Source organism: Pedobacter psychrophilus (assembly GCF_001652725.1).
Classification (GTDB): Bacteria; Bacteroidota; Bacteroidia; order Sphingobacteriales; family Sphingobacteriaceae; genus Pseudopedobacter; species Pseudopedobacter psychrophilus.
Genome location: NZ_LWHJ01000022.1, coordinates 462,290 through 476,187, shown reverse-complemented (window position 1 = coordinate 476,187; position 13,898 = coordinate 462,290). Strand labels below are relative to the sequence as shown.

At 31.2% G+C, this 13,898-nt stretch carries 12 protein-coding genes; 4 read left to right on the top strand and 8 right to left on the bottom strand.

All coding sequences use genetic code 11. The features are described from left to right. Nucleotides 1–47: 47 nt before the first annotated feature. Complete coding sequence (gene rpoN, locus A5893_RS06900) at nt 48–1,517, top strand: RNA polymerase factor sigma-54 (RefSeq protein WP_068821811.1); 1,470 nt, start codon at nt 48–50, stop codon at nt 1,515–1,517. Between the two features lie 27 nt (nt 1,518–1,544). On the opposite strand, the gene A5893_RS06895 is transcribed toward rpoN, so the two are convergent. After that, a complete protein-coding gene (locus tag A5893_RS06895; RefSeq protein ID WP_068821810.1) occupies nt 1,545–2,009 on the bottom strand; it encodes a hypothetical protein in 465 nt (154 codons plus the stop codon). Nucleotides 2,010–2,131: 122 nt separating this feature from the next. On the opposite strand from A5893_RS06895, the gene A5893_RS06890 reads away from it, so the two are divergent. Further along, the gene (locus tag A5893_RS06890; RefSeq protein WP_068821809.1) at nt 2,132–2,614 is read left to right on the top strand and encodes an ABC transporter ATPase; all 483 of its coding nucleotides are present in this window, start codon (nt 2,132–2,134) and stop codon (nt 2,612–2,614) included. Here the strand turns inward: A5893_RS06890 and mtgA are convergent. The 7 genes from mtgA to A5893_RS06855 all read right to left on the bottom strand — a co-directional run bounded on the left by mtgA (nt 2,597) and on the right by A5893_RS06855 (nt 12,654). Then, nucleotides 2,597–3,328 carry a monofunctional biosynthetic peptidoglycan transglycosylase gene (gene mtgA, locus A5893_RS06885; protein ID WP_068821808.1) on the bottom strand — a complete coding sequence of 244 codons (732 nt, stop codon included), beginning with the start codon at nt 3,326–3,328 and terminating at the stop codon, nt 2,597–2,599. The genes A5893_RS06890 and mtgA overlap by 18 nt on opposite strands. A gap of 65 nt (nt 3,329–3,393) precedes the next feature. Next, entirely contained in the window at nt 3,394–3,837 is a 444-nt protein-coding gene (gene rplI, locus A5893_RS06880; protein WP_068821807.1) for a 50S ribosomal protein L9, read from the bottom strand. Between the two features lie 13 nt (nt 3,838–3,850). Continuing rightward, nucleotides 3,851–4,114 (bottom strand): 30S ribosomal protein S18, encoded by a 264-nt coding sequence (gene rpsR, locus A5893_RS06875; RefSeq protein WP_068821806.1) that lies wholly within the window; start codon nt 4,112–4,114, stop codon nt 3,851–3,853. Then, nucleotides 4,114–4,476, bottom strand: a complete 363-nt coding sequence (gene rpsF / locus A5893_RS06870; RefSeq protein ID WP_068821805.1) for a 30S ribosomal protein S6 — start codon at nt 4,474–4,476, stop codon at nt 4,114–4,116. The genes rpsR and rpsF overlap by 1 nt, the downstream gene beginning before the upstream one ends. A gap of 131 nt (nt 4,477–4,607) precedes the next feature. Continuing rightward, a complete protein-coding gene (locus tag A5893_RS06865; protein WP_068821804.1) occupies nt 4,608–5,300 on the bottom strand; it encodes a GNAT family N-acetyltransferase in 693 nt (230 codons plus the stop codon). 33 nt (nt 5,301–5,333) lie between these two features. Continuing rightward, nucleotides 5,334–7,625 carry a translocation and assembly module lipoprotein TamL gene (gene tamL, locus A5893_RS06860; protein WP_068821803.1) on the bottom strand — a complete coding sequence of 764 codons (2,292 nt, stop codon included), beginning with the start codon at nt 7,623–7,625 and terminating at the stop codon, nt 5,334–5,336. A 1-nt stretch (nt 7,626) separates the two neighbouring features. Further along, nucleotides 7,627–12,654, bottom strand: coding sequence for a translocation/assembly module TamB domain-containing protein (locus A5893_RS06855; RefSeq protein WP_068822110.1), 5,028 nt, complete (start codon nt 12,652–12,654; stop codon nt 7,627–7,629). Between the two features lie 139 nt (nt 12,655–12,793). On the opposite strand from A5893_RS06855, the gene trxA reads away from it, so the two are divergent. Both trxA and A5893_RS06845 read left to right on the top strand, forming a co-directional pair. Further along, on the top strand, nt 12,794–13,114 hold the full coding sequence (gene trxA, locus A5893_RS06850; RefSeq protein WP_068821802.1) for a thioredoxin: 321 nt from the start codon (nt 12,794–12,796) through the stop codon (nt 13,112–13,114). Nucleotides 13,115–13,225: 111 nt separating this feature from the next. After that, nucleotides 13,226–13,837, top strand: a complete 612-nt coding sequence (locus tag A5893_RS06845; protein ID WP_068821801.1) for an OmpH family outer membrane protein — start codon at nt 13,226–13,228, stop codon at nt 13,835–13,837. Nucleotides 13,838–13,898 lie beyond the last annotated feature (61 nt).

Sequence of the window (13,898 nt, the reverse complement as noted above, 5' to 3'; positions counted from 1 at the left end):
AGGAGGTTTAAATAGATTTTTTTAACTTTGATTCACAATCAAAAATCATGCTAAGACAAAACCTTCAACAAAAGCTTCTACAAAAACTTTCTCCACAACAAATCCAATTTATTAAATTATTGCAAGTGCCAACGGTTTCGTTAGACACTCGTATTAAGGAAGAGTTAGAAGAAAATCCCGCTTTAGAAGATATTAGTCTAGCGGATATGAACGAACCTGTTGAAGAATATCCAGATAAGGATCCTGATGATTATTCTGAAAAAGAAACCGAAGAAAACTACGACGAATTTAACGTTGATGATTATTTACAAGATGATAATATAAACGATTACGGAAGTAAATATGATAACAACGATGATGATGATGATAAAAAAGAACTTCCATTCGCGGTAACTAACACATTTTTTGAAAATTTACAAGCACAACTGGATTTAGTTCATTTAGGTGATAACGATTATTTAATTGCACAACAAATTATAGGAAGTTTAGACGATGATGGATATTTACGTCGACCTATTCCTTCTTTAATTGATGACTTAGCTTTTTCTCAAAATGTTATGGCAGAAGAAGAAGAGGTTGAGGATTTGTTAAAAATTATCCAAACATTTGATCCCGCTGGAATTGGTGCTAGAGACTTGCAAGAATGTCTTTTAATTCAATTAAGAAAAAGAGATCAATCTAATCCAATAATTATAAAAGCTATTGAAGTTGTAGAGGATTATTTAGATGAATTTACAAAGAAACATTATGATAAACTTGAAAAATCTTTAAACGTTAGTCCAGAGGATTTAAAGGATATTGTTGGTGAGATTTTAAAACTAAATCCTAAACCAGGTGATTCTGGAGCTTCTAATGTGAAGCAGATGCAAGTTATCCCAGATTTTCATATTTCTAAGAATGATACCGTTTTAACATTAACACTTAATTCTAAAAATGCACCAGAATTGAGGGTAAGCAAATCTTATCAAGAAATGTTTCAACATTATGAAAAAACCTCTGATAAGGATAAAAAATTAAAAGAAGCAGTTCATTTTGTAAAGCAGAAATTAGATTCTGCAAAATGGTTTATAGATGCGATAAAGCAAAGGCAACAAACGCTTTTAAAAACCATGAATGCGATTATGAACTATCAATATGATTTCTTTTTATCTGATGGCGATGAAAGGAACTTAAAACCAATGATTTTAAAAGATATTGCAGATCGTATTGGTATGGATATTTCTACCGTATCAAGGGTTGCGAATTCTAAATATGTACAAACTGAATTTGGTACTTTTTTATTGAAATCTTTTTTCTCTGAAGCTATACAAACAGAAAGTGGCGAAGAAGTATCAAATAAAGAAGTTAAGAAAATTTTAGAAGAATGTATTGGCAAAGAAGATAAGTTAAAGCCTTTAGCCGATGAGAAACTAACTGAGATTTTAAAGGATAAAGGTTATAATATTGCCAGAAGAACGGTTGCTAAATATAGAGAACAATTGAGTATTCCGGTAGCCAGATTAAGGAAAGAACTTTAATCCTAATCCTTGTCTAATAACGGTTTTTTATTTCGTCAAAAATAAATTCTTGATTTCTTGAAAGTTTAGGCTGATGATGTTTAAACTTTCAATACCCGTATTTTTTAATGGTATTTTAATTTGGTCAACCATTTCATCCTCATTCCCGTTTTTATCATTATAAGTTTGAAAAATAATGCTTTCTTGTTTACAATTGATAATTAACCATCCCGCATTTTCATTCCCGAGATAATCTATATTTTGCAAATTTTCGATCTTTACACTGTAATATTCAACTTTCCCATTTGTATTTGTTTTTTTGTATCTTAAAAAACCCAAATCGCTAAATTCTAAATCTGTCTTCTTCGCATCAAATAAATTTTCTGCTTGGTGCAATTGATACTGTTCAATCAATTCTTTTTTGCAACTTTCAAATTTCACTTTATCAATATCATTGAGATGAACAGTGATTAAAAAATTAAAAATTGTTAAAATGCATAAAATCAAATTCATATATAAATTTATCGAGTGATAATAGCATAGAAGAAAATAGTTTTCAACTTATTCACTTTTAAGCTCAAAACAATGACATTTAGTTTATTGATGATAGCCCTTAATTTTTATAAATTTGTATCATGACAAATGATGCAGCAAGAGTTTGGATTTACCAATCTGATCGTGTTTTTAATACAGAGGAAATAGTCTCTTTAAATCAAATTTTAAAAGATTTCACTATCACTTGGACAGCACACAATCAACAATTGAAAGCAGATTTTGAGATAAAATACAATCGTTTTATAATTTTAATTGTAGATGAGCAACAAGCTGGCGCAAGCGGTTGTTCTATTGATAAATCTGTACATTTAATGCAAGAGATTGAGAAGCAATTTAATGTAAATCTATTTGATAGATTTCACATCGCCTGGAAAGAAAACGATGATGTAAAATCAGGTTCAAGAGATGAATTTGAGCATCAAATCAAAATTGGAAATATCAATCAGGAAACAATCGTATTTAACAATTTGGTTTCTAATTATGATCAGTTATATACTACTTGGGAAATCCCTTTTAAAAATAGTTGGCATTCTAAAGTTTTCAAATTAGAATCCGTTATTTAAAACTCCCAATCTTTCTAAATTCTTTATGTTTCTAAGAATAAGGTATTGCTTATGATAAATATAGTCTGTTGGTTGTGATGGAGACCATTTTAAGGGATTTGGCAATACCGCAACTATTAAAGCTGCTTGAGATTTGGTTAATTTATTGGCAGATTTATTAAAGTAAGTTTGAGAAGCTGTTTCTGCACCGTAAATCCCATCACCCATTTCAATAACATTAAGATAAACTTCTAATATTCTTTTTTTACTCCATAAAGTTTCCATCAAGAAAGTAAAATAAGCTTCAAAACATTTTCTGATGTAAGATCTGCCTGGCCACAGAAAAACATTTTTTGCCGTTTGTTGGCTAATCGTACTCCCACCCCTAACTTTATTGCCTTTTTGATTCTTAGAATAAGCCTTTTCAATGGCTTTAAAATCAAAACCGTGATGGGACATAAATGTAGCGTCTTCGCCTGCTATAGCGGCTTTTTTTAAATTCATGGATAGCTCGTCAAAATTTTTCCACTCTTTATCAATTTTCCAACTTTTATGATCTGCCTTTCGTTCAAAACCACGTTCTACCATTAAAAATGTGATTGATGGATTAATAAACTTATATAGCAAAACCCAAAAAATAGTGACAGCAAAAAACCAAAGTAAAGCTTTGCCAAACCCCCTAAGTATTTTTTTTAGCGTAAAACGATGATTTTTTCTTTTGGATTGTGAAGACATTTGCTAAAATAAAAAATGCTCCTTGAAAAAATTCAAGAAGCATTTAAATAATTTGTAAAAAAAACTTATTCTGCTACAACTGTAAAAGGAACTTGTACTTTAACTTCTTTGTGTAAGTTAAGATTAGCGATATAATCACCAACAAACTTCACATCAGTTTCAAAAGTAATTCTTCTTCTATCAACTTCAAAGCCTAATTTCTTTAATGCATCAGCAACCTGAATGGTATTTACTGCACCAAATATTTTTCCGCTTTCTCCAGCTTTTGCACCAATTGAAAGTGTAACACCTTCTAATTTACCTGCAATAGCATCAGCATCCATTTTAATTTTATCTTGTTTAAACTGAGCTTGTTTAATGTTCTCAGCTAAAACTTTCTTTGCCGAACTTGTAGCTAAAATAGCATGACCTTGTGGGATCAAAAAATTACGACCAAAACCAGGCTTTACATTGATGATATCATCCTTTTCGCCTAATTTCTTAACATCTTGTATTAATATTATTTCCATTATGTTTGCCTCCTTATTTTAAACCATCAGTTACAAACGGCAATACGCCAATATGACGAGCTCTTTTTACTGCTTGAGCTACTTTACGTTGGTATTTTAAAGAAGTACCTGTTAATCTTCTTGGTAAAATTTTACCTTGATCGTTAATAAACTTCAATAAAAAGTTAGCGTCCTTATAATCGATATACTTTATTCCGTTCTTTTTAAAACGGCAGTATTTCTTTCTGTTATCCTCCACCTTGGGAGCAGTAACGTATTGGATTTTGTCTTGTGCCATTAGTTTGCTACCTCCGCTGTGTCTTTTTTCTTGTTAAAAGCTCCGCCACGTTTTTTGTTATTGTACGCTACAGCATGCTTATTTAAACTAATTGTTAAAAATCTCATTACACGCTCATCACGTTTTAATTCAACTTCTAATTTGCCGATAACCTCTCCTGAGCATTTATATTCAGTTAAGTGATAGTATCCTGTCGATTTCTTTTGGATAGGATACGCCAGTTTTTTCAAACCCCAATTGTCTTCCATAACAATTTCGGCTGCGTTATCAGTTAGTAACTTAGAGAATTTTGCAATTACCTCTTTAGCAACTTCTTCTGATAACAACGGGGTAAGAATGATAGTGGTTTCGTATTGATTCATTTCTTACAATATTGTTTTTAAATTCCGCTTTTTTGCGGGACTGCAAAAGTATTGATTATTAAATTGAAAAACAATAGATTGAAGTTGTTTTTTGTTTGTTTATCATTATATAAAGATTGATAGCTAGGTTATTAATGAGGTTTAAGTTTAAATTTATTAATCACATAGGCTTTCATATTACACCTAGTTTTAAAACCCAACTTTTCATAAAGTTTAATTGCTCCAAAATTATCTTCCCTTACATGTAAAAAAGGAACTTGTTGTTTGTCTAAAATCCTTTTGATCTGCTCTCTAATTATCGCGTAAGCAAAACCTTTACCCAAATAATTTGGATGGCAACACACAGCGGAAACCTCTATATAATTAAGTGGACGAAAACGATGCCCTGCCATTGCAACCAATTTTTGGTCTTTGAAGATTCCTACATAATTACCTAAAGTTATGGTATTTAATAAAAAAGGACCTAGTTGGGTAAGATTTACCAAGTCTATCATTTCTGAAATATTTTCTTCCTTTAAATCTATAATTTCAATATCATCATCACCAATAGGAATATAATTTTCATTGTAAACCAATTGAAGCATTTCAATTTTCTTAACTAAATTGAAATTAAATGGTATAGATAAATTATTTGGAGAAAAAAGTATAAATAATTCAGGGTCTTGCTGATGAAGTTTTTTAAAACTTTCCTCATCATAAGTTTCCATCCCTGCAAATGCGGCTATATCGCGTTGATAATATTTAACTTGAGATGTACCTTCAGAAAATTGAGTATGGTTTGAGTTTAAAGAATTATAAATAGGATTATCTAATATATGGCTCATTAAAAAAAATAAAAACCAAAAATAAGAATAAACCTAAAAAGGATAACCAATTGCTAGGTTAAATACCAAATTTTCTTTTCTCCAAGCTTTATCCCCAAAGTTAATATCGTTGATAACCCATCTTTCTCCTCTTGGTAAATAAGGCTTTCTAATAGGGAATGCCAGATCTAAACGTAATATTAAAAATGATAAATCTAATCTTACACCAGCACCGGCATCAATAGCTAGTTCACTTAAAAATTCATTACTGAATTTAGCTCCTGGTTTTAGCGGGTCTCTGTTCAATAACCATATATTACCAGCATCCGTAAATAATGCACCTTTAAATATAGATGTGAAATCATAACGATACTCGGCATTTAGCTCTAATTTTAGATCACCTGATTGATCTGGCAAAAATGAATTTTCATCAACTTCTTTTTTAAAGTTACCTGGTCCAATTGATCTAGCCCTAAAACCTCTTAAACTATTTGTACCACCAATAAAAAATTGTTTGATAAATGGTAATTGTCCGGAATTAGCGTAAGGAAAACCTACTCCTGCAATTATTCTACTCGCAATGGTAGATTTATAACCAATTTTGAAATAATCCCTAAAATCGTTTTCAACTTTTACATATTGGCTAAAAGGGACTTGAAATACTCTTGCAGTATCACCATTTAAAACATCTCCTTTTTTAAATAAACCGAAAACCGTTCCTGCTAAATCTACCTGACCTTTATAATAAATGGTGTTTTTCTTTTGTGTTTCTGCAGTTGTTGTATAGGTAAAACTGTAAGAAGGTCCAAAAATTAATTGTTTATCAATTACACGTTGTAAGCTCTGGTTCTGACTTATTTGATCCATGTAAAGTTGTGAAACATTAGATGAATTGGTATAGGTAATCTCGGTTAATTTAAGTTGATGCTCTTTTCTTATATTCTCTTTCCACAAATATCCAAATGACCCTCTAAATGTATTTAAAGAATATAATTGAGACCTATCCTGGTATTCGAAACCTAAAGTTGCTACTGTTTTTGGAGTATAAGCGCCAACAGACTTCAAATTTATGAAAGGAACTACAAATTTAGGCCAGGTTAAACTTGCATCACCACCAAAACGCAGTACGTTAAACCCACCATTTTGACCTGAAACCTGTGTCTCTATTCCAGCGAAAGCTGTTAAAGTTAATTGTTCTGCCCCTCTAAAAGCATTTCTATTGGTCCAGTTTACGTTTACTTCTGATCCGGTATAATTCGCCGAATTAGTTTTACCTAATAACTCTACTCTAATAGATTTTTTTGGCAATGGCGTTAAATAATAATAAGCATCCAAAGCACTATTTAAAGAATCCGAAGGTTTAAACTCGTTTTTTACAAATTTAAATGTGCCGACATTTACCAATCTATTTAGAGAGAGGTTATGATCTGTTCTGTTATAAATATCTCCTTTATTAAATTGCAAAGCCCTATCAAAAATTGAAGGCTTAAATTTTCTTTTTGGATCAATTACTATTAAATCTTTATAAACTCTAGCAGAATCTAAACTTTTTTGGATGCTATCGTTGCCTAAACTATAATCTGGATAAACATAAATATTGCCTATACTGTAAATATTTTTAGCTTGGTTTGGAGTTTCATTTTTAATTTTGACAATGATATCTACCTGATGATTTCCTACTGTGCTATCTACTTGTGCAATCAGAAAATCTGGCCCAAAATAGAAGAAACCTTCTTCTTTCAATTTAGCATCAATTCTAGTTCGCTCTGCTTTTATTTTATCTAAATCATAAGGTTCGCCAGGTTTAAAATAAGTGCTTTCTTTTAAAGCAGCAATTGCCTTACTTAAATTACCAGAATCTGTAGGAAATTTTACTTCCCTAATTTTATATTGAAAATTGGGTTTAACTGTATAAATAGCGGTTGCTCTTTTATTTTTGGATATTGAATCGGCGGAAGCCCTACCTTTAAAATAACCACGATTATCCAATCTATTTTCAATCAGTTTTACGTTATAATCTAAATCTACCTTAGAAAAATACACTGGAGGCTCTCCAATTTTAGTATTTAAATAATGTTTTAAACCTTTAGTCTTATCGGTTTTAGTAATATTATAGATGTATAATTTTGGTTTTAATCCTAATATAGATGAATTTGGTCTAGGTCTTAAAATGCTTTCTAACTCTGCATCTAAAATGGATTTTTCTCTTTTAGTTACACTATCACCCTCAATCTTAATCTTTGCACCCATATAAAGCAACTCGCCTTTAGGCAAAAACTTAGTGTTGCTACAAGATGCAATAATTAAAGATATAGTTAGTAGATATATAAGATGCTTCAATTTCATATTATTTGCTCTCGGTATTTTGTTCTTTTTTATCTTGTTTTTTTTGTTTCGATTTCTCGAAAAGCTCTTTAAACTTATTGTAATCCATTGTAATGATAAAGCCTAATCCGGTTTCTATCACTTGCCCCTGCAAAGCAACTTGATATTGGTTTTTACGATATGCCCTTAATAAATATCTTCCATCTTTTGATAACGAATAATCAACAGCTACATCTCCAGCAATATTATTTGCCTGTTGGTTACTCTGTTGCGGACCTTCTAATCCAAAACTGCTACCAATAGTGACTTTCAACCTATCGTTCAATAATCGTTTTGATAAACCAACGTTTAAATCCGTACGGTTTTCACGGTTTCCTGTGGTATAATCATCTGTAGATTCTAAATCAAAATTAAGCTCGACACCAGAAATTAAATCTCCAGCAAAATCATTCAATTGCTGAGATATAATCTTACTCACACTCTGTCTTACTAAAGATTCGGCTCCGCCACCACCCGCTTCACTTGCAAAAGGATCTTCGCCAATAAACCTATTCAGTAATAGTAATGCAAAAACCTGCTTATTAAGTTCTGATGGTTGTTCTCTTAACTGTGCGAGTTTCGTTTTTGTAGTACTTAAAACATCTGTAGAAACATTATAGTTACCATCAGGCAAAGTCACATCAAATGAAATTTCGGGTTTTAATAACTCTCCATCCATATTTAACAATACATTAAATGGCAGTTTTTGCTTATAAGTATTTCTTACTGCAGCAGAACCTGATGCTAATTGATCACCTACCAAATCTATAGGGGCCGTGTTAGCAATGTAAATCGCAGTAACATTTAAAGTTGCTGATGACGGATCGCCTGTCCATAAAACGGTACTTCCTTTCTGAATTTGAAACTGACGTTTTATGAAATTGAAAGACATTTCATAGAAACCTTCTGCCAATTCATATTTACCAGTTAAACTTACTTTTCCAGATGGATCAATACCTGCACTTAATTCTGCTTCTCCTTTTAGTTTAACAAAATCTCCGTTTCCTTTGTCAATGACCATGGTCAATTCTGCCTCTGGATCCACCTCAATTGTCATGGCTAAACTCATCCCTTTAAATGGAGCTTGATTTAAAGAATCAGGTAAAATAAACGCTTTATTAAAAGCAGGATCATCCTGGTCTATAAACTCTACAATTCCTTCTCTATCTGCAATACCAGGATCTGATTGTGGTAAAACTAAAGTAAGTTTTGTGTCTTTGTTTATTTTTATACTTCCATCAATTATTGGATTATTTAAGTCTCCTTTAATACGCATCTTGGTATCAAATAAAAGCTTACCATAATAAAGTTCGTTGTCTTTTTCTGTAGAATTTACAGCCATAAAATTATCGGCATCTACTTCCAGATTAAACCTAAAATCTGTAAATGTTTTGGTATAAATAGCGCCATTTACAGACAGTTTATTATCAGCTGAATCTGATAAAGCAAATTCGTTGAATAAGATCCCATCACCATTAAAAACAATTTTATCAGACCCAACTTTAAAATAGGAATTTAAAGGGGTAACTCTAAAAGCCGCATCGTTAAACGCTAAATCTCCCCTTACTTGAGGTGCGGTTGCAGTTCCTTTTATAGTAAACGCTCCGTTTAAATAACCCTTCGCATCCGTCATATTACCCAAAGTAAACCCTTGAATACTTTTTAAATTTAGACGTTGCATATCTAAATTCATATCAAAACTACTGCTTGTAGTATTGTAAAGACCAGCAAGATTTACCTGATTTCCGTTTCCGGTGATAGCAACATCTGCATTAAAGATATTTGGAGTATTGTTATTCACTTTTACTGCAACATTTCCAACTGTATCTGTCATAAAGTTGAAATCCTTAATCGTCATATCTGCATTAAAAGTTGGCGTTGCTGATAAGTTTTTGGCAATTACATTTCCATTTATAACCCCACCTGCTAAAAGGGAATCCTTGGATAAAATATTAGTAATAGTCTCTATTTTAAAATTGCTAAAATCTATTGCCAAAGGCGAGTTTGCAGAAGTTTGCTGCGACTGAATTTTGATGGATTGCCCTGTGTTAGAGATTTCAAAATTATTAGCATAAATTCCATTTACACCAAACTTAATTAAGTTATCGTTACTTACTTGCCAAGGTTGATAGTTCAATTTTAAACCGTCAAGATTTAACCTAAATTCACTATCATTATTTTCTAAAGCTTTTAGGTTACCAGCAACTAAATATTGTTCTTTATCGGTTTTGTCTAAAACTCTTAGACGATAATCCAGCAGATTATTTTTTAACTGACCCGTTAAACTTGTTTTGTTCAATTGTAGGGATGCACTTTTAATCTGGTCTATTAATAAGCTGTATTTTAATGCCGAGCTATCCGTTTTTATATTTAATATACCATTAGTAATGGTATTGCCGGCGTAAACAATTTTTGGCAAAGTTCCGTTTACCACTAAAGAATCGCCATTACTATTATATCTACCTTTAATTGCGATAGGTTCGATTCTGGTTAAAGAGGGAACTAAAGTGTATAAAATTGGATCGTCAGAAACGTTTAATGCAAAATTAAAACGTTGTGTTTTTAAAGTATCGGGCTTGGTTGTGGAAGTACCTGTGTTGTAATATTTTGCAATTGTATTGCTTAAAGCAGTTCCAACTTCTGTTAATTGATATTTGCCATCTAAACTAGCAGACAGAATTTGTGAGGTTAATTTTAAACTGTTTTTTTCTGAGGTTGCTGTCGAGATTACTTTTACAGAATCTAATTGGTAACGTTCTTTAGAATCGGCAATTAATAATTTTGTTAAATAAATATTTCCGTTTAAATAATTGGGATCGGCAGTTTTAATATCGGCATCTAAAAATCCTCTAACTTTTAAAGGAGTTGCGTATAAATTTAAGGCATTTAAATCTACACTATCTAAATTCAATTTCATTTTAACGGCAGGATATTTATCTTTAAAACTTCCGTTAGCAGCAAGGTTAAAATAAAGATTTGGGTCTTTCATATCGGCGAAAGCCTTAAACAAACCATTTGCGATATTCCCCTTTAGATCTAAATTTCTATAAGTGTATTTATTATAAACGGCTTTGATTAGAGTACCATCTAAAGTTGCATTAGCAGTTTTTGGGTCAAGCCCGATGCCTTTTATGTTTGCTCTTAAACTGATTCTGCCAACCGAATCGTTTTTTATTAATTTACCAACGTTAAAATTATCAATTTCGGCTACAGCCTGATATCTTTCCTTATTTTTTACTCTTTGATCAAAACTTGCCTTAATTTTGGCAGCTCCATAACTGCTTGCCAAAGCTAAATTGGTATTAAAGTTATTGATGCCTCCTTTAAAAAATCCCTTTGCTCCAAATGTTGAAGGCAATTGTATGTTAGCTGGAATAGTTCCCTTTGAAATAAATGCATTGATATCTTTACTAGTAGATCTAAAATCTTTGATATTTAAATCGAAATAAGCTTTATCTACATTTGGCAAACCTTTAATATTTCCACTTGCAGCAATACGAGTATTTCCAATTCCAGAGATTTCAAGCTTAGGGATTTTAATGTCCTTAACTTGTCCAATCACTTTGCTATTGATATTCATAACCGCATTCGGCATGGTGTTAAAAGGTGCAGTTGTAGAAAGCGTAGGCACCAATAATAAAATATCTTTAAACCCTAATTTACTACCGTTAATATTTGCATCTATATATAATTCTCCAGGAGTTTTTGATAAAGCATCAATTGAGGGATATTTCACAATCACTTCATCCTTTAATAAAGTTTGCGGAGTTTTTAAATATAGATTTTTTAAAAAGGCATTTTTTGGTCCGTAAAAGAAGTTAGTTTTTAACTCTTGTACATTTAAGCCACTTTTATCCTGTAAAGTAAATTTATTGATATCGCCAGAAATGGTATCTAAACTATAAAAGAAATTATCTGCGTTTAAGCTGATATTTTTCATGTCTAAATGCATAAAATCCATTCCCTTTCTTTGGCGAGGAGCATTCATATCATCAAATGCAAAAGCTATATTATCGAAATCCGCATTTCTCAAATTCACTTTCCAATTGGCATTTTCTGAGGAAGATGAAGAATCTGTTGTTGTTGCTTTCTTTACGGCATCTTTTAATTCTTTGCCTATAACCAGGTTTCCTTTTGTATCTGCAAACTCTATTGATTTAATATCTACCAACTGTTTTTTAAGGTTAATTTCATTAAAATCAACCAAAAGTTTTCCTAAATTCAATTTGGTAACTAATTTACCATCACCATTGTTATAATCAACCGCTATTTTTTGAAGGTCTAATTTGCCGATTTCTAATTTTAAATCAGGGGAAGATGAAGCAGCATCTGCGTTAGCAACAGTATTTTTTGCAACTTCTTCTATTAGACCTTGCTTTAGTTTCACGTCTAATCCATTTAAAGTGATTTTTGGGATTTTGAAATCCATTTTATCTAAATCAAACTTTTTAATGTTGGTATCAAAATGATTTAAATAAACGTCAACATCATTTTTTGTAATGGCATCATTAAAGCGAACCCTTATTTTATCGAGGTTAATTTTACTGATAGAAAACTTCATGGCAGCAGAAGTATCTGTTGGCGTTGGTGGTTTTGCTTGATCGCTAACAAAAGCTTTAATCATGTAATCAAAATTGAAAACAGAATCTTGGCTTCGATTTATATTTGTTACAATTCCCTCTAAATCCAAAGAATTAATTTCAATTTGATTGTCTAGTATTTTAAACAACGAAATATCAACTGCCAATTTATCACCCGCTAGTAAAGTGTCTTTTGCTTGGCTTTCAAAGTAAAAACCACGTAAAACCAATTTTTTAGGTAAACCGATTTCTATTTTATCAATCTTAACAGGAGTTTTAAATTTGCCCTCTAAATAGGTTACAACCTTATTTTTTAGAATATTTTGTATTGCTGGAATTTGGATAAGAACAACAATTAATAAAAAAAGCCCAATTATGGATCCCACAATCCAGGCAAATATTTTCAGACTTAGTTTTAGGTATTTATTCAATGATATATGCTTTTTTTGATATTTTATCAAACCATAAGCCAAATTCAATATAAATTATAGCTATCTGCAAATTACATTTATCTATTTGTGAAATCGGTTACATGGCTTTATATTTGATAAATCATTATAAAAAAATATCATGGCATTAGAAATAACAGACGCTAACTTTGATGAGTTAGTATTAAAATCAGATAAACCAGTTTTAGTAGATTTTTGGGCAGAATGGTGTGGACCATGTAGAATGGTTGGACCAGTTGTTGAAGAATTAGCTAAAGAATATGAAGGTAAAGCAGTTATAGGAAAAGTAAACGTGGATAATAATCCTCAAATTTCTATGAATTACGGTATCAGAAATATACCTGCATTGTTATTCTTTAAAAACGGAGAAATTGTAGATAAACAAATTGGTGCAGTGCCAAAATCTGTTTTAGCAGGAAAATTGGATACTCAATTAGCATAAGTTTCAAAAAATTTAAAAAGGTCTTATCGAAAAATAAGACCTTTTTTTTGTGGATTTTGAATTAATGAACTATAAAACTAATCATTATATTTGCCGACAAAAAAATATCAAATGAATAAAATTTTTTCAAATGTTGTAAAGACTAGTATCGGATTAGCCTTAATTGTAGCTGTTTCTTCTTGCAACAATAAAACAGAGCCTAAAACTGCCGATTCTTCTTCTAAAGCTTTAAATACAGAAAATGCAGTTAATGCAACTGGAGGTATTGTTTATGTAAACTCTGATTCTTTATTAACTAACTACGAGTACTTTAAAGAAATCAAATCTAAATTTGAAGGTAAATCTAAAACAGCAGAATCTGATTTAAAAGATAAAGGTGCTGCTTTTCAACGTGAAGTTGCTGCTTATCAACAAGCCGCAAATACCATGAGTGCTGACCAAAGAGCACAAACAGAACAACGTTTAGCTAGAAAACAACAAGAATTACAAGCTTACCAACAAAATGCAGGTTCTGCTTTACAAGGTGAGGAAGCTAAAGAAAATGAAAAGTTATATAACAAAGTAGCTGAGTATTTAAAAGTTCACGCTAAGGATAAAGGCTATAAAATGGTTTTAACTTATTCTAAAGGAAATAGCGCAATTTTATTTGCTGATGAAAGTTTGGATGTTACAAAAGAAGTAATTGCTGGATTAAATGAAGCTTATAAAAAAGATCAGAAATAATTTAGCCGAAAAATAATTTTAAAAGTCTGGCTTTTAGCTAGACTTTTTTTTTGAACACTAA

Excerpts from the sequence above, each read along its gene's own strand:
- A5893_RS06890 (WP_068821809.1), top strand. The coding sequence starts at position 2,132 with ATGACAAATGATGCAGCAAGAGTTTGGATTTACCAATCTGATCGTGTT.
- A5893_RS06845 (WP_068821801.1), top strand. The coding sequence starts at position 13,226 with ATGAATAAAATTTTTTCAAATGTTGTAAAGACTAGTATCGGATTAGCC.
- A5893_RS06895 (WP_068821810.1), bottom strand. The coding sequence starts at position 2,009 with ATGAATTTGATTTTATGCATTTTAACAATTTTTAATTTTTTAATCACT.
- trxA (WP_068821802.1), top strand. The coding sequence starts at position 12,794 with ATGGCATTAGAAATAACAGACGCTAACTTTGATGAGTTAGTATTAAAA.
- rpoN (WP_068821811.1), top strand. The coding sequence starts at position 48 with ATGCTAAGACAAAACCTTCAACAAAAGCTTCTACAAAAACTTTCTCCA.
- tamL (WP_068821803.1), bottom strand. The coding sequence starts at position 7,625 with ATGAAATTGAAGCATCTTATATATCTACTAACTATATCTTTAATTATT.
- mtgA (WP_068821808.1), bottom strand. The coding sequence starts at position 3,328 with ATGTCTTCACAATCCAAAAGAAAAAATCATCGTTTTACGCTAAAAAAA.
- rplI (WP_068821807.1), bottom strand. The coding sequence starts at position 3,837 with ATGGAAATAATATTAATACAAGATGTTAAGAAATTAGGCGAAAAGGAT.
- A5893_RS06865 (WP_068821804.1), bottom strand. The coding sequence starts at position 5,300 with ATGAGCCATATATTAGATAATCCTATTTATAATTCTTTAAACTCAAAC.
- rpsF (WP_068821805.1), bottom strand. The coding sequence starts at position 4,476 with ATGAATCAATACGAAACCACTATCATTCTTACCCCGTTGTTATCAGAA.
- rpsR (WP_068821806.1), bottom strand. The coding sequence starts at position 4,114 with ATGGCACAAGACAAAATCCAATACGTTACTGCTCCCAAGGTGGAGGAT.